Origin of the sequence: Microcoleus sp. K5-D4 (genome assembly GCF_036704575.1) — a bacterium.
Taxonomy (GTDB): domain Bacteria; phylum Cyanobacteriota; class Cyanobacteriia; order Cyanobacteriales; family Microcoleaceae; genus Microcoleus.
Genome location: NZ_JAUBSD010000056.1, coordinates 1 through 16724 on the forward strand (window position 1 = coordinate 1; position 16724 = coordinate 16724).

The window sequence follows — 16724 nt, forward strand, 5'->3', positions numbered from 1 at the left end:
TGCCTATCTTTTTTTAGCACACATTGGCTCAATCCTTACAAAGGTATGGGTTTCAGGCTGGTTGTTACCCCCCCAGAACAGGAAGAACTTTTTCGGAAGTTACCTATTTCCCTAACTTAAAATATTTAGGGTCTTATGTGTTAGGCTATTTTGACGGTGACGGTTGTGCTTATGCAAACAAAGGTAGAAGTGGCGGTTTAGTCTGCATTGTTGGTTCCTTTGAATTTGCCCGCGAACTAGCAATGCACCTAGGGATGGGTTCTGTACAAGAGCATCACTTAAAAAAAGTTTATTATTGGAGAATCTTTAGTCGAAAAAATATACAAGCATTCTATGATTTTGTGTATCAATATCCCCGCTTGGGATTGCAACGAAAGAAAACTAAAATAGAGGCTATTCTCAGGAGTTACAAACATGGTTAAAATTATTAGTCGAAAATCACTAGGAACTCAAGAAGTCTATGACATAGGCGTTGAACGAGAACATAACTTTATCCTAGAAAATAGTTTGGTGGCATCTAACTGTTTTAATAAATCCCATTCAATGGCCTATGCCTATATCACGTATCAAACGGCATATTTAAAGGCGAATTATCCTCTAGAATACATGGCTGCACTGCTGACTGCTAACAGAGGCGATCAGGATAAAGTACAGAAATATATTGCCAATTGTCTCAAGCTGGGTATTGAGGTTGAGCCGCCCGATGTTAATAGCTCGGAACTTACTTTTACACCGCTGCCCAAACTGATGACTGGAGCGGCAAAGGATAAAATTTTGTTTGGAATTTCTGCGGTGAAAAATGTGGGAGAAGCGGCGATTGAAAATATTTTAGCGGCGAGGCAAGAAGGGGGTAAGTTTAAATCGTTGTCTGATTTGTGCGATCGCGTAAATCTCCATTCTGTCAACCGCCGCGCTTTGGAAGCTTTAATTCAATGCGGTGCTTTTGATAAAATTGAGCCGAACCGCAATCAATTAGTAAACGACCTCGAAGGGGTGATGAAATGGGCGCAAGACCGCAAGAAAGATAGAGAAAGCGGCCAAGGTAATCTGTTTGACTTGTTGGGTACGAGCTTCGGAAAGTCGGCAAGTACCTATGATTCTGCCCCCAAATCAAAGACTGTAAAAGATTTTGATACACAGAAAAAGTTGCAGTTAGAAAAAGAATTGCTCGGCTTTTATGTATCGGAACATCCCCTGAAAGTTCTGCTCCAAGTCAATCAAGACCCAGATGTCCTGACTCTCGAACAGCTAATAGATAAAAAAGGGAAAGTATCAGTTATTGTCATGCTCAGCGCTATCAAATCTGTGGTGACAAAGAAAGGCGAGCAGATGGCAATTTTGCAATTAGAAGATTTGACACATCAAATCAAAGCTGTGGTTTTTCCCAAGACTTACGAACAAGTGAAACCGCATATTATAGAGAATGCTGTCTTGCTGATTAGCGGAAAAATCGAGAAAGATGGCGAGGAAATTCAAATAATTGTAGACACTGCAAAGCCAGTAGAAACAGTAGAGGTTGCAGAGGAAATCGAGAGGGTTCAACCGGAAACACCAAACTCTTGGGCGACGGAACCGGAAACACAAAACTCTTGGGCGGCGCAACCGGAAACACAAAATTATTGGGCGGCGCAACCGGTCAACATTGTACGATCGACAAAACCTGTGGAAGTTTTAGAAATGGTGATTGTCAAGCTGACACCGCAGCAAGTACAAGACGGCAAAAAACTCAATTCTCTCAAAGCTATTTTACAAGAACTTTCCAATCGGGGAGAAGGTGCTAGCGTTTCTGTGGGAGGAATTGTTGTCGGTGAATATTCCTGTCAACCCCTTCGCATTAACCCTCAATTGTGGGTGCAAGATGGTGAGGGAACTGTTAGCCGTCTTAAGTCGGCTGGATTTGATGCTTGGGTTTTTCCTCTAGACAATCGCGGTGATGCTGCGGTGTTTCGAGAAATGCGATCGCAACTTAATGTACATTCTTGGGCCAGTCGCTTACTTGACACTAACACCGATCGCCTTCACAAGTATGTCAATTATCTCGCCCAACTAAACAGACGCCCGCCAAATTAACACTTCGCCCCCCTCGCCACCGGTGACTAAAGTTTGACCGTCAGGACTAAAAGCCACCGGATTACACCCAGCAAGAGAGCACAAACATTCTCCTGTTTCCAGGTTCCAGAGTTTAACCGTACCGTCTCGACTGCCGCTAGCCATAGTTTCGCGATCTGGACTAATCGCCACCGAAATCACCGCATCAGAATGCCCCCTCAAAGTATTAATCAATTCCCCTGTATCGACATTCCACAATTTAACAGTAGCGTCGGCACTTCCACTGACAATCGTCTTGCCGTCTTGACTAAATGCGATCGCATAAACCCAATCTGAATGACCGACAAAAGTCCGTACACTCTCCCCAATACCTACCAGCCACATCTTGATAGTTGTGTCAGCACTGCCGCTGGCAAGCATCATACTTTGAGGGCGAAAACTAACAGATAAAACCTTGTCAGAATGTCCCGAAAGTTTTTGAACCAATTCTCCGTTGCGCTGGTTCCACAATTTAATACTCTTGTCGCCGCTGGCACTCGCAATCGCTCCCGAGTCGCAACTAAAAGCCACCGAGTAGACGGAGCCGTACCGGTGACTGTACGGCGAACCAAAATCGCTATAAAATTCGCGAATCATCGCCTTTTTATCCAGCTTCCACTCAATAACTTTTCTGTCAAAACTGCCGCTAACTAGCATTCTCCCGTCTGGGCTGATTGCCACAGCATCAACCGTTGCGGAATGGCCGAAAAAAGTATGGATGAATTCACCTGTTTGCAGGTTCCACAGCTTAATTGTTTTATCGTCGCTGGCGCTCGCGAGAATATTACCTTGAGGATTAATAACCACAGCATTAACCGGGGCTGAATGGCCCTGAAGAATGCGCTCGCACCGCCAGTTATTAGACGAGAATAATCTCGGATGGGCAGCGGATGGTACAACATGAATCTTCTGGGGCGGCGCGGCCGAGACGGCGGTTGCTGTATTTGGCTGCGAGTTAGTTACTGGCGAATTAATAGCGATTTTGGCGGGCGAATTATAACTGATTTGAGAGCGGGGATATTGCCCAACATTTACCAAGTCTTGCAACACTTCAGCAGCGGATTGATATCGCTCTCGTACTGAATCTTTGAGCAATTTATTCAAAATAGTTGCTAATTTTTGGCTGACTTTTATGCCTTTTTGCGCCAAGTGCGATCGCCAAATCCATTTGCATTCCAAAGCATCGAACAAATCCTTCAATACCGCCCCAGTTAGCAGGTGAATGCAGGTAACGCCCAAACTGTAAAGGTCGCTCGCCGGATAGGCCTTGCCGCTCCGAATTTGTTCGATCGGCGCATAGCCCGCAGTTCCAGTTATCGTCCCAGTTTGCGCCTCAGAAAGGCCGGTAATGTGCTTAGCAACTCCAAAATCTACTAGCACAAACTGACCCCCCCTGGCCTTCCCCTGTACAGCAGGAGATTCAGCGACAATTAGCCCTTTCATACCAGCAGAAGATTGAGGTAAATTTGCCCCTCCTTTTCGTTTACCAGGAGTCGAGCTGGGATATCCCGCCGACCACAAGGTTTGGGGAGTTCTCCGCACAATATTTTCTGGCTTAATATCCCGATGAATCACCTGCTGCTCGTGAACAAATTGCAAAACAGGCAACAAATTGATCAACAATTCCCAAATCTGTTCCTCGCTAAAAGCTCCCTGCTGCTGCAACTCCTGAAACAAATTATTTCCCTCGATTAACTCTTCCACAAGATACAGGCGTTTGGCTTGTTCAAAAGAAGCCAGCAAACTTGGAATCTGCGGGTGCTCTCCGAGTTCGTGCAGCCGGTGAGCTTCTTGTTTGAACAGTGCTGTTGCCTTTTCTAATTCAGCTTTTTCTTGAACTTGGGGGAAAAATTGTTTGATGGCGCATGGAGTTTTCAACCTATCTTCATCGACAGCTAAAAAAGTTCTGCCAAATGTTCCTTCACCGATAGGTTGAATGGCGCGGTAACGCTCTTTCAGTAGCAATTTAGAGCCGCACGCCAGACAAAAATTGGTTGAGTCAGCATTCTGCGGCTTTTGGCAATGGGGATTGAGGCAATAGCTCATCTTTTTTCCGGCCTGGAGATTCCCACCACAGCTAAACTTAGCAACATGGTAGTCTGTTTCCACTCACGCCCAGAGCACCATTCTCGATAATACCTGAGAAACTCGCTTTCTTAACCCAAAATCTCGGCTCTCAGGTTGAGCCCGTGGCAAGAAACCAAGGTGAGGACACTAGAAGTGCTTGATGTGAGTTTCCATATATTCTAATGCTTTCCTAAAATTTTGCAGGTTGGCGGCTCACAAACTGGTATGTCAACAGTTAACTGTTAACTACGGCTATTCTGGAGCATTTATGCGGAGAGTAAATACAACACTGAGACGATCCCGGCTATTCTCCCCCATCTAAAAGACACTCTGGCTCCTCGCCGCCCTTCTGTGAGGATTCTTTGGCTTTAATCACCGCTTCTCTAAAGCCTAAAACTAATAAAATATTGGCAAGTGTTAAGAATAATTCCGCAGAACCGTGCAGCCAATCGACATTTGCTAGGGATTCGTTGTAGGCCACTTTTGCGTAAATTGCGGCGGGAATCGTCACCGCTACAAAAACGAGAGTCCCGTAAAATCCCATCAGAGCTAAACGGGGTGTTTTTCCCGATCGAGTCAAAAACCAGAGAAATCCCAAGTAGGGAAATAGAGACAGAACAAATAAAGTTTCTTTGGAAATCATTAGTAATTGGTGAGCGACCAGATACTATGATAAATTAAAATATCAAAAATTATTGTTAATAATTTTTAACTTTTAATGTTGAGTTTTTAATATTTAATTAGACAGATGCACCCGTTTCTATCAAACCGCTATAGAATCACCCAAGACCATAGCTCTTAAACCAATCCGCAGCAGGTTTGCAGTATTCAAAACCCCTCACCCACGCGGAGACAAAACCCGTAACTTTTCCCCTAACACCGTTTTTAGCATAACACATTTTTCACCGAGCCAGTCTGTCAATTGTCCCTCACTCCCAAGCTACCCAGCAATTAGAAATAGAGACGGTTCCAAAGTTTTCTGTCTGCTAGGCATCAAGCAAGCATCGTTCAAAACCTCTAAATTTAAGCCGTTATTTCTATCTGCTGCCAGAATTTCCTTCAGCTTAGCATCCAAATCAAAACACGGGCCACAATCCCAAACTTTGAGTTCCAACCGTCCGTTAAACACCCTAATTTCCAGTTGAACAGGAGTTTCTACTGGCAGATTTTTGTGAGCGTGGCGCACTGCATTACTGAAACCTTCAGCCAACGCCAACTGAAACTTACACCAAACCTCTTTAGGGATAGATAAATCTTTCAACTGCTCAAACCACAACAAAACTTGAGTTAAAGCATTCACATCTGTGTTGACTTGCAGGCTAATCTGTTGAATAGAAGTTTCATGCAGCTCTTCTTGCTGCTCTGTTTCAGTCTGCCAATCCCAGGTATTTAATAAATTCATTAACCCATCTAAAACGCTAGCTTTTTTTATATTTTGGGATTGATTGCGACCTTCTACTTCGTAAGTTTTGCTCAGCGACAAACAATTTCGATTGTCGAGAGTCCGGGTGTAACTGAGCTCGTCTGCAATCTGCCACATGAGTTTGATCCCCCTGCCGCCTTCTGCAAGTTGATCTATGCTGTTGGACATCTATTTTCCTCGTCTGAAAGTATTAGCTGTACCCTATTTTCCCACCCGCCGAGACATTTGGTACTTTTTTTATACTTGCTGGCTCGGTATTATTTCGGGGATCATACAAAAATGCTATCTTTTTTAGAGAAGGCAGCGCATCAGCAATATGTCTTAAGAGTCTAAGCCAATTGGCTTATTTACCTATCGCCTGTACGGAGAACGATCGCCCTCGGCAGCAAAATCCAACTGCATCGATTACACATACTTATCCGTTGTCGGAGTCTGCCACTTGTCGCAGCCGTCGCCAGCTCCAGAATCCCTGGTATTGAGGGACTCCGGCCGTTCGCCGTTCGCTGGAAGGGAGCCTTGAGGTGCGGGCTTTCATCCCCAAGGCGTAAGTAATATCGGTGAGCGCGATCGAACCTTACACCGTCGATTCACGTCCATCCACTAGACTAGGACTTACGCAAACAACCCAGTTTCTGCTTAGAATATTGGGTTTGACAGCGAGGAATTAACGAGGAAACCGGGTTTTTGGTCTCCCGCACGTAAGTCCAGCAGACAAATCGGTGTTGACATCCTCACCGGGCTTACGCCACGGTGATTCCAAGAATCACTTCTTAGATCTTTCTGCTTCATCGCAACTGCCATCAGACTTATGCCTATCCGGTCTTACGTTCGCTCCACAGACTTTCACCGCAAGCCCTGCGGCAAGAATGTTTTGTGCGGCGTTGATATCTCGGTCATGGTGTGCGCCACAATTCGGGCAGTCCCATTCACGAATATTCAACGGCAGTTTTTCAACGATGTGACCACACTTGCCGCATCGCTTAGAACTCGGAAACCATCGGTCAATCTTGACCAGCGTGCGACCGTACCAGTCACATTTGTATTCAAGTTGCCTGACCAACTCACCCCAACTTGCGTCAGTGATAGAAAGAGCAAGCTTCCGATTCTTGACCATATTCTTGAGGGCCAAATCTTCGACGGCAATCGTTTGATTTTCACGTACCAATCGAATCGTCAGCTTGTGAATAAAATCCTTTCTTGCATCAGCAATTTCTTGATGCACCTTTGCGACGAAGAGCCGTGCTTTGTGGCGATTGTTCGACCCTTTCTGCTTTCGACTCAATGCCTTTTGAGCTTTCTTGAGTTTGTGGCGTTTTGCATTAAAGCCTTTGGGATTGGCAATCTTTTCACCGTCACTCAAAGCAACCAGACTTGTGATACCCAAATCAATCCCAATCTCATTGCAGCATTTCGGCAATGGTTCAATCTCAACATCCACCAGCAAGGAAACTGTCCATCTTCCAGCAGGCGAGAGCTTCACCGTGATAGTTGTTGGTGTTGCGCCTTTGGGCAACTCTCGACTCCAACGAATCGGCAACGGCAAGGAACTCTTGGCAAGGAACACTTGCCCGTTTCTGAACTTGAAGGCAGACTTGGTAAACTCTGCACTCCCACCGTTTCGTTTCTTCTTGAAGGTTGGATATTTCGCCCGTCCCTCAAAGAAATTCGAGAACGCTTTCTGAAGATGTCTCAATCCTTGCTGCAATGGTACACAGCTAACCTCATTGAGAAATTGCAAATCATCTTGCTTTTTCCATTCAGTCAACAATGCCGAAGTATCGCTGTAACCGACTCGTTTTTTCTCGTCGTACCAAGCCTGTGTTCTCACAGCAAGGGCGCGATTGTAGACCAAACGAGTACAGCCCATCGTGCGTCTGAGCAAGGTTTCTTGCTCAGGCGTGGGATAGAAGCGGTACTTAAAGGCTCTCTGTGTCATGTCTCACATTATAGCAATTATTCCGTGAGATATGTAGGTTCTAATGTAAAGCCGTGCTAGAAGCACGGGGTTTCCACCCACAATTTTCGATGAAAGGCAGTTACAGGACTTACCCAGACTATGACCCAAATCAAACTCAAAATTCTGACTGCAGCGATAATGCTACTCCCATTTTGCGCCGCACTTCCCTTACAAGCTCAAAATCTGTCTCTAGTCAAGCGGCTGTTAGAAACCAGAGGATGTCCCGGATGCGACTTATTTGGCGCTTCCTTGAGCCGTGCAGATTTGTTTGGCGCTTCCTTGAGCCGCGCCACTCTCAGCAGGGCCGACTTAGTTGATGCCGACTTGACTGCGGCTGACTTAATGGAAGCTAATTTAAACAACGCCAACATGAGAAACGCCTTTTTGGCTGACGCCGACCTCAGCAAAGCCGACATGAGCAGGGCAGACATCAGGGGAGCCAACTTAGAAAATGCCAACCTCAGCGAGAGTTTTCTGCGAGACGCATCGCTCCAGTTGGCTAATTTAAAATGCAGTAATTTGAGCGCCGCTAAACTAAGTAGAACCGACCTGAGAAATGCCGATTTAAGCGGTGCAAATCTCAGCGGTGCCGACCTTCAAGAAGCCGATTTAAGCGGTGCAAATCTCAGCGGTGCCGACCTTAGATCTGCCGACTTGAGGGATGCGAGATTGAACAAAGCTAATCTCACAGATGCCAATCTCTGCGGCGCCCGGATGCCGAACAGAAAAACATCTCGGCGAGGCTGCGAAGTTAAGAAAGAACAAGCTATAAGCACGAACAATTACTGCAATTATTGCTATGCCTTAAATGACTGGTGGCTGAATGTATTAAGGTTTTACTAAGCTATATCATCGGGATAACTTCTCTGCTTTAGATATGTACAGTGAGAAGAGCGAGCAGGCGGTACAGATATCAAACTTAACCTGTTACCGCCAATAGCTTTTATCTACTTTGAAGAACCTAAAAATTGGCTCAGTATTTGCAGATATTCTGCGCCCCCGATCTGTGCCACATTAGTGTGACCTCCATCAGGAACTATGTAAAGCTGTTTGGGCTCCGGTGCTGCCTCAAACATTTTTTTGCTCATTTCCACTGGAACTACATTGTCAGCAGTCCCGTGAATAAACAGCACGGGCATTTGCAGGCGATCGACTTTGGAAAGAGAATCAAACCGCTGTGTCAGCAAAAGATCGATCGGAAACATCCAAAACAGCCCTTTTTGGAAATTAACCATCGCCCGCGTCGAAGTAAAAGAGCCTTCTACGATTAACCCCGCAGCCTCCGGGTGACGCACCGCTAGATCGATCGCGATCGCCCCTCCCAAAGAATGACCGTAGAGATAAATTTGATTCGGGTTAATCCCCCGCTTTTTCACCAAATAATCCCAAGCAAGTTGAGCATCTTCATAAACCTGAGATTCACTCGGAAAACCGCCCTGGCTTTTTCCATAACCACGATAATCCATCACAAATACCGACAAACCTAATCGATGAAATCGATAAGCGTGTTCGACATTTGCTCCCACATTTGAAGCATTGCCGTGCAGGTACAAAACTACCCCCCCTAACCCCCCCTTGTTAAGGGCGGGAACCGCAGCGATGGCCCGTTTGTCACTTTGGGGCGTAGCCAGAAACGACTTTCCCTTTCTTGCTTCACCCCTTGCTAAGGGGAGGCTGGGGGGATTTTCCGAGGCAGGAATCCACCACCCGTGCACGCTGTCCACCGCGCCTGTTTTAGTTGGAATTGGCAGCCAGACATCTTGATATTTCAACTGAAAATCATCTGGCGTAGTTTCGATCGCCCGCGCAGGAAAAAAGATAAACTTACCTTGCGCTACAAATAGGAATACACAAGCAGCAGAATAAGCAACAGCAAAAACTATCCCAAAAGCTATTAGCGATTTAGACAAAAGGAATACTAGCAAATTGTTCATAGATAGAGCACGCGGGAAAGTAGAGATCGCTCAAAAGCTAATGGCAAATAATTAATTCAGACAATTAGCCAAGATCGATTACTAACTTCCGCCGCAGCATTCCGCCGATTTTCAAAAATTAATGCAATTCCGGGTGGTGTAAGTGCCAATTCGTAGACTGTTCGTAAGCGTGAGCCACTTGAAACAACCGAGATTCTTGCAAAACATTACTAATCAGTTGTATACCCACGGGCAGTCCTTTATCATCAAATCCGCAGGGCAAACTCAAAGCTGGCAAACCAGCAAGATTCACGGGAATAGTCATCAAATCTGACAAATACATACTCAGCGGGTCATTGAATTTTTCGCCTGCCTTAAATGCGGTAGTAGGAGCAGTGGGACAGACTAAAACATCAACTTGAGAAAAAGCTTTTTCAAAGTCTTCTTTAATCAAAGTCCGAACTTTTTGAGCTTTTAGATAATAGGCATCGTAATATCCAGCCGACAATACGTAAGTGCCGATCGCAATCCGGCGTTTAACTTCCGCACCGAACCCTTGAGAGCGGGTTTTGGCATACATATCCAAAAGATTATCGGGATCTGGAGATCGGAAACCGTACTTGACTCCATCATATCGCGCCAAATTTGCCGAAGCTTCCGAGGGAGCAATGATGTAGTAAGTGGGCAAACCGTAGCGGAACCGGGGACAAGAAATGACTTGAATTTCTGCGCCCAATTGTTGAAATTGCTCGATCGCCTTAGTAACAGCGTCTTTAACCCCCGAGTCCAGCCCTACACCAAAAGTTTCTTTAATTACACCAATTCTAATCTGACCCTTCGGTCGCAAACTGGGTCTTAAAGCTTGAGCGTAGTCAGGAATTGGGACATTAAGACTCGTGGAATCTCTCGGATCGTAACCGGCGATCGCCCCCAACAAAATCGCCGTATCCTCAACAGTCCGGCCAAAGGGCCCGATTTGATCGAGAGAAGAAGCATAGGCCACCAAACCGTAGCGAGAAACCAACCCATAAGTCGGTTTCAGCCCCACTAACCCGCAAAAAGCAGCAGGTTGGCGGATCGAGCCCCCAGTATCCGAACCCAAACTCACGACGCATTCTCCAGCGGCCACTGCTGCGGCAGAACCGCCAGAAGACCCTCCGGGCACGCGCTCCAAGTCCCAAGGATTCGCGGTAACTTGATAAGCAGAAGTTTCTGTCGAGCTCCCCATTGCAAACTCGTCCATATTCGCCTTACCCACAATCACCGCACCGGCTGCTTGGAGTTTCGAGACGACGGTGGCATCGTAGGGAGGAACAAAATTCTCCAAAATCCGAGAGGCGCAGGTTGTGGGAACGCCCTCGGTACACATATTATCTTTAACGGCGATCGGGATGCCGGCCAACAGGCCAATTTGCTCTCCGGCTGCGATTTGGGCATCCACTTTATGGGCCTGCGCCAGTGCGCTGTCTGCTGTCACGCACAGAAAGCTTTTCAACTTCGGCTCTAGCTGGGTAATTCGGTCTAATGCTTCTTGAGTAATTTCCACAGCAGAGCGTTCTTTATTGACCAGTTGTCGGTGCAACTCGCGGATGGATGCCATGCTCGTACCTTTATCATTTCTACTTTGAGACAATACAGTTAATATAACTGGCAATTGTACCTGCTTACAGCCCGAAGGCAAAGTCGGCTATTTTTGTGGCGAAAGTTCGAGCCTCGAAGAGGGCTCCGCTAACGCGCGATCGGTCATTTTATATACAATAGATTAAATTCCCAAAATCCCACCCGACACAAAATAGCGATCGAGTTTTTCATCTCATCTTTTAACCAACCAAGAATGCAACTGTATCAAAACTTATGCAAAAAGTGGTTTGACGCGAGATTTATATAAATAAGGGATAACGTGTGCAATCCGGCTTCTACATAATTAGGTTCGGTCTCCAAGAATGTGTATGCAAGATCACCATCATTAGGAAATCAGTCATTCCCAATTCTGTAATCTAAGTTTTAAAATATTAGAACCCAGCTTTTCTTGGACGTAACCCAGGATTTATGCTATAAAAAAGTCGCATAAAAAATCAAGTGATCCCTGATTATGACTACTTTATTTCGGCTAATATGCAGAGACTACTAAAAACTCTTGGTGAAAAATAATTAGCGATATTGTTAGATAGGATTAAAAAAAAAGCATACTTGGAAGCATCTGAAGCTGATTCTTGACGAGCTTAATCGCGTCCTGAAAATAAAAAAATCCACTGAAACTAAAAGATACTGATAATAAACTATTAGATTGGGGCTGCACTTTACCTAATAATTAGGGCCAGATTATGAAGAGCTATTTTTTAGTCAAAAATTAGTGAAAGTTATCAGTCATCCGAGTGAATTAATGACGGTTGCGCGATCGAAGAAAATAGCGATCGAGCTTTTCTGATACAGGCCCATTGTGCCAGGGGTTAAAAAGCCTGTCAGAAATCTGGGGCTCACAAAAAAGCTCGAAACGCTCACCGCCACGCCGAGGTATCCTGTTGCGCGCACCTGCAAAAAAAACAGCAGTCCTTCCTCAAGTGCGACTAGCTGCGTGCATCTGGGGTAAAAAAAGCTACTTATTTGCCCGAACGATCCCCAGGAAAATAATTTCATCCGGAATTATCCCCAAAACCAAAGATATATGGTAAGAAGTTCCCGATGCCCCGTTGGAGGAATGCCACCTAAAGCTCACTTAGAATCCCACCTGACGGCAGAGGAACTCAAAATTCGCTACCGGCAGGCACAAAACACCACAGAGTCGCGCCGCTGGCACTTGCTGCTGTTAGTTTCCAGAAATTGGACTATCAAACAAGCAGCCCAAGTCGTAGGCCTCAACTACGACTACGCCAAAGAAATTGTCCAGCGCTACAACCGAGAAGGGCCTAACTCTGTGAGAAATCGCAGCGGAGACCGCCAGCCCCCTCCTGCGAAATCCTTGCTGAATCCTGAACAGCAAGAAGAACTGCGACAAGCGCTGCAAGGCCCTGCCCCCGACGGCGGAGACTGGACAGGCCCCAAAGTAGCTCGCTGGATTGCCGAAAAAATCGGTAGCGATCATGTCTGGCCCCAACGCGGTTGGGATTACCTCAAGCGGTTGGGTGCCGACTGGCGACGGCGGCGCAAAAAGTAGATAGTTCCCAATATTTAAAGGGGGTTGATTGCTTTGGTGCGATCGCTCCCTTTATTTTGGTAATATTTTGCCACATTGGCGCGATCAAAACCATTTTAGATTTTAGATTTTAGATTTTAGATTTGTTCTTCAATCTAAAATCTAAAATCTAAAACCCTTTGACTGATGTAACAATAGCTGCTTATATTGAATGTGGTGGTGTTGAGGATGTTAAATATGCGAGATATTAGGTGTTTTTTGTCGATCGCCAACAAGATGGCGGCAGTAGTAGCCGGCATTGGACTGGTTCAGATGTTAACCATCGCAAGTTCATTCTCTCAATCATCTAACCCGCGTTCCCTAGACGAACTCTACAAAACTCGCGATCGGCTGATCACCGAATTAGAACAACCCTCCTCTCCCTCGCCAGAACCAACTATCCTCTCCGGCTTAGTTCCCTTCGCCGCCAATCCTCAAGAACAACTGCTACAGCAGTTGCAATCGGTAGAAGCTCAAATATTAGTAGAACAGAGGGCTAACGACAACTTACAGCAAGCAGTCCGTTTAGCCAACAGAGCCGTAGAAACTAAACGGCAGCCAAATCAGTCGATCGAATCTTCGCAGCAAACTCAATTTTTTTGGAACCAGGCACTCAACAACTTGCAGGAAGTTCCTCAAAATTCATTTTTAGCTTCGCTCACTGCCTCAAAAACTCAAGAATACCGGGAAAATTTAACAGCAGCAACCTTTCAAGTGCAGCAAGCAAAATCTGATTTTTTGGGTGCGCTTGCGCGGGAAAGCGGTTTGTCGGCTCAAGCTTCGATCGGGGTTTGCAACCTTTCTAGAGAATGCGTAAACCTCCGGGGCGATGTACCTCCTGTCAGTCCAGCCAGCTTAATTAAATTGCCGATTGCTGTTGCCCTGATGCAAAAAGTCGAAAAAGAAAAAATTAGTCTGAACCAGGAAGTATTAGTCACTCGCGGTAATTTCACCGAAGACGCATCGGCAAAGATTAGGTCCAATCGCAATTACCCGCTACAGCTACTGTTAGAAGAAATGATCTATCGCAGCAGCAATATCGCCACCAATCAACTGATAGATTATTTGGGTTCGGATTACATCAATCAATATTTAGATAATAGCGGTTACGAAGTCACCCGCGTCAACTTCAAGTTGATGGGGGAAAGAATTATGCCCTCCAACCCCGGTTCTGGTCGCAACCGCCTGACTGCTAACGAACTCACCGAAATGATGGTGCAAATTTACAACGGCGAAACACCCGGTGCTAAACTATTAATAGAAACTCTCAACCGCCAGTACGATCACGCTCTGGGATTTGCTGCCTTGCAAGGAACTAAAGCTCAGTGGTTGGGCGAAAAAACCGGCCAAAATTCCTGGGTGCTCGGCACAACTTTAGCAATGAGCATTGACGACGAGGCCTATGTGATTACGGTGATTGACAGCCGCAGCGGCGAGCTACAAATGCGCCAGTCTATTTCTAAAATTGCCGATTACATTGTCCGAAACCCCAGCTTTTAACCGCTGGAATATACAATTTATAGCGGGGAAAACGCACCGCCCAAACAGTTAAAAAATGCCGCATCACAAACTCAGTGTTTCCGTCAAAGGCAAAGGATTTCCTATTCTCTGCTTGCACGGCCATCCAGGTTCCGGCGATTGTATGTCGGTATTTACAGAACACCTATCAAAGCGGTTCCAGACGATCGCCCCCGACTTGCGCGGCTACGGCAACAGCCGCACCTCAACTTTCTTTGAAATGACTGATCATCTGGTCGATTTAGAAGCACTATTAGACAGATTAGGAGTCGATCGGTGTTTGGTGATCGGATGGTCTTTGGGAGGGATTTTAGCGCTGGAATTAGCCATGAAATATCCCCAGCGAGTCACCGGTTTGATTCTCCTTGCATCGGCAGCCAAACCGCGAGGAAGTCACCCTCCCATCTCTTGGCAAGATAACCTTTACACTGGTTTAGCCGGAATTATCAATTGGGCGATACCCGGTTGGCAGTGGAATATTGATACTTTTGCTAGGCGATCGCTCTTTCGCTACTTGATACAGCAGCATAACGCCACCCCTTACCGCTACTTAGCACAGGCAGGTACCCCCGCCTACCTTAAGACTTCCAACACGGCCACCAAGGCGTTAAATACCGCTCTGAGAGCTGGATACGATCGACTGATCCACCTGGGCGACATTCAATGTCCCAGCTTGGTGTTGGCCGGAGAGGGCGATCGGCACATCACCTCAGCATCCAGTTTAGAAACCGCCCGCCACCTCCACGATTGTCAGTGGCAGTGCTATCCCAATACAGCCCACTTGTTCCCTTGGGAAATTCCCGATCGGGTACTCGCAGACATCGATCGCTGGATTGAGAGTCACCCCGAAGCAGTTGGCAATTGCGAGTGTTGAGTTTTGAGTTTGTCACAAGCAATTTATCACGCAACACTCAAGAGTTTTGAAGTTATAACTCACAACTCAAAACCGCACAGCGTTGCGAGGGAAGCGTAGCCCTCTCAAAACTCAAAATTCCCCCTGCTTCTACTGACCGCTCAAAACCGGCCACAGCCCTCCATCACCAAGCTTTCCCAAATCTTCTGCAACAGTTAAAGTAATTGGTTTGCAGCGGTGAATCGAAACACTAACACCTTCTGCCCCTTCATTTTCTATGTCTTCTACATATCCTGCTTTTGCAGCTTCCGCCTCTCCATCGGTTAAGAACGGGCCAAAATAGTAAATGCACCGCGGCGCTGAAGTTTTAACTTCAACCCACCAAGCCAATCCGAAAAAGTTGAGCAAGCTAATCAAGAATTCTTTCATCTGCTTTTCTAATGTATTTGACGGTGTTTTTAGGGTGCTGCGAACACGCCTAGGCTTTTGTTATTTACACGTGGCTGACTGCTACCAAGAACCGCTCCAAACCTATTTAAATATATCTAAATAGATTTGTGTCGAATTCCTGTTTGAACCTAGGGGCTAGGCCCCTTATACTTTCGCAGGAACAAGTAATGACAGTTGATCGGCTATCTTTACTTGTTCAAGGTGTGGTGCCACCCCTTTCTGGGTGGCATTCACAATAAACTACTCTGTTGTGCTCTTTTTTTCAACCACCTTTACGATCCGTGTACATGAAACTTTTTGGGCCCGCGCTGACGGTAAATTTCGTATAAAGCCATCCCCGTTGCTACCGAGACATTCAGGCTAGGAGTATGGCCCCTTAAAGGAATTGAAACTAATCCGTCACATCCGCGCTGTATCAAAAGGCTCAAACCGTCAGCTTCACCACCCACCACTAAAACAGTGGGTCCGGAGAACTTGACTGTCTCTATAGATTGACCGACGCCTGCTGCAGTGCCATAAATCCAGAATCCAGCCTCTTTGAGTTCTTCCAGCGCCCGGTTAAGATTGACAACCCTCGCCACGGGCAGGCTTTCCAATGCCCCTGCTGCCACTTTTCTCACTGCCGAGGTAATCCCAACAGCCCGCCGCTGCGGAATCACCATGCCCTGAGATCCCAATGCTTCTGCGGTGCGAATGATCGCCCCTAGATTGTGCGGGTCGTTGAGTCCTTCTGCTACCACAATTACTGGATCTTCGCAAGCCGACTTAGCCTTGGCGATCAGTTCGCTCAAATCCAGGTATTCGTAGGCTGATACTTGAGCGGCTACGCCTTGGTGGTTTGCTTTGCGCGTGATGTAGTCGAGGCGCAAATCGTCAACTTCGTCAATGATGCTGCCGTTGGCTTTGGCTTCGGTTAGCAAGCTATGAAAGCGGGGATCGTAGCGCAGGTGGGGAACAACCCAGATCCGGTTGAGGACTTGGTTTGTTTCTAAAGCTGCTTGCACCGCATGGCGGCCGTAAATCATGTCGTCTGTGTCTGCGTCTGGTTGCACGACAGTATTTGAGGCACTGTCAACAGGGCGAGTGTCTCTGTCTTTGTCTCTGTCTCTGAAATGGTTGCCCCGGAATTCCTGCGGGCTATTGTCTTTGTCTCTGTCTTTGTAATAATTGCCCCTGGATTCCTGGGGGCTGCTGTCTCTGTCTCGGAAATTGTTGCGGGCCGGCTGCGGGCTGCTGTCTCTGTCTCTGTCTCGGAAATTGTTGCGTGCCGGCTGCGGGCTGCT

The 16724-nt window shown here is 46.5% G+C and carries 15 protein-coding genes; 6 read left to right on the forward strand and 9 right to left on the reverse strand.

All coding sequences use genetic code 11. The features are described 5' to 3' along the window. The first annotated feature begins 23 nt into the window (after positions 1-23). The gene (locus QUA77_RS17885) at positions 24-422 is read left to right on the forward strand and encodes an LAGLIDADG family homing endonuclease (RefSeq protein ID WP_333451538.1); all 399 of its coding nucleotides are present in this window, start codon (positions 24-26) and stop codon (positions 420-422) included. Beyond that, positions 415-2070, forward strand: coding sequence for a helix-hairpin-helix domain-containing protein (locus QUA77_RS17890; protein WP_333451540.1), 1656 nt, complete (start codon positions 415-417; stop codon positions 2068-2070). Before QUA77_RS17885 ends, QUA77_RS17890 begins: the two co-directional genes overlap by 8 nt. Here the strand turns inward: QUA77_RS17890 and QUA77_RS17895 are convergent. The 4 genes from QUA77_RS17895 to QUA77_RS17910 form a co-directional block, all read right to left on the reverse strand. Beyond that, complete coding sequence (locus tag QUA77_RS17895; protein ID WP_333451542.1) at positions 2047-4134, reverse strand: serine/threonine-protein kinase; 2088 nt, start codon at positions 4132-4134, stop codon at positions 2047-2049. The genes QUA77_RS17890 and QUA77_RS17895 overlap by 24 nt on opposite strands. Positions 4135-4459: 325 nt before the next feature. Then, on the reverse strand, positions 4460-4798 hold the full coding sequence (locus QUA77_RS17900; RefSeq protein WP_333451544.1) for a DUF3593 domain-containing protein: 339 nt from the start codon (positions 4796-4798) through the stop codon (positions 4460-4462). A gap of 297 nt (positions 4799-5095) precedes the next feature. After that, positions 5096-5746: an ATP-binding protein gene (locus QUA77_RS17905; protein ID WP_333451546.1), complete on the reverse strand. Its 651-nt coding sequence runs from the start codon at positions 5744-5746 to the stop codon at positions 5096-5098. Positions 5747-6341: 595 nt separating this feature from the next. Then, positions 6342-7514, reverse strand: coding sequence for an RNA-guided endonuclease TnpB family protein (locus QUA77_RS17910; RefSeq protein ID WP_333037219.1), 1173 nt, complete (start codon positions 7512-7514; stop codon positions 6342-6344). 120 nt (positions 7515-7634) lie between these two features. Here QUA77_RS17910 and QUA77_RS17915 point away from each other — a divergent pair, with 120 nt between their 5' ends. After that, complete coding sequence (locus QUA77_RS17915) at positions 7635-8378, forward strand: pentapeptide repeat-containing protein (RefSeq protein ID WP_333451548.1); 744 nt, start codon at positions 7635-7637, stop codon at positions 8376-8378. A gap of 104 nt (positions 8379-8482) precedes the next feature. Here QUA77_RS17915 and QUA77_RS17920 read toward each other — a convergent pair whose 3' ends face one another. From QUA77_RS17920 to QUA77_RS17930, 3 genes are all read right to left on the reverse strand, one after another. Further along, a complete protein-coding gene (locus QUA77_RS17920; protein ID WP_333451550.1) occupies positions 8483-9469 on the reverse strand; it encodes an alpha/beta fold hydrolase in 987 nt (328 codons plus the stop codon). A gap of 118 nt (positions 9470-9587) precedes the next feature. Further along, complete coding sequence (gene gatA / locus QUA77_RS17925) at positions 9588-11048, reverse strand: Asp-tRNA(Asn)/Glu-tRNA(Gln) amidotransferase subunit GatA (RefSeq protein ID WP_333037285.1); 1461 nt, start codon at positions 11046-11048, stop codon at positions 9588-9590. 767 nt (positions 11049-11815) lie between these two features. Beyond that, positions 11816-12085 (reverse strand): hypothetical protein, encoded by a 270-nt coding sequence (locus tag QUA77_RS17930; protein ID WP_333451552.1) that lies wholly within the window; start codon positions 12083-12085, stop codon positions 11816-11818. A gap of 61 nt (positions 12086-12146) precedes the next feature. Between QUA77_RS17930 and QUA77_RS17935 the strand changes: the two genes are divergently transcribed. The 3 genes from QUA77_RS17935 to QUA77_RS17945 all read left to right on the forward strand — a co-directional run bounded on the left by QUA77_RS17935 (position 12147) and on the right by QUA77_RS17945 (position 15012). Beyond that, the gene (locus QUA77_RS17935; protein ID WP_039886916.1) at positions 12147-12602 is read left to right on the forward strand and encodes a helix-turn-helix domain-containing protein; all 456 of its coding nucleotides are present in this window, start codon (positions 12147-12149) and stop codon (positions 12600-12602) included. 216 nt (positions 12603-12818) lie between these two features. Further along, positions 12819-14120 (forward strand): serine hydrolase, encoded by a 1302-nt coding sequence (locus tag QUA77_RS17940; RefSeq protein ID WP_333451554.1) that lies wholly within the window; start codon positions 12819-12821, stop codon positions 14118-14120. 55 nt (positions 14121-14175) lie between these two features. Beyond that, a complete protein-coding gene (locus QUA77_RS17945) occupies positions 14176-15012 on the forward strand; it encodes an alpha/beta hydrolase (RefSeq protein ID WP_333451556.1) in 837 nt (278 codons plus the stop codon). A gap of 129 nt (positions 15013-15141) precedes the next feature. Here the strand turns inward: QUA77_RS17945 and QUA77_RS17950 are convergent, their stop codons facing one another. Both QUA77_RS17950 and rlmB read right to left on the reverse strand, forming a co-directional pair. Next, positions 15142-15420, reverse strand: coding sequence for a DUF1816 domain-containing protein (locus QUA77_RS17950; protein WP_333037226.1), 279 nt, complete (start codon positions 15418-15420; stop codon positions 15142-15144). Between the two features lie 293 nt (positions 15421-15713). After that, positions 15714-16724: 23S rRNA (guanosine(2251)-2'-O)-methyltransferase RlmB (gene rlmB, locus QUA77_RS17955; protein ID WP_333451560.1), on the reverse strand; the 1011-nt coding region annotated here is incomplete at its 5' end.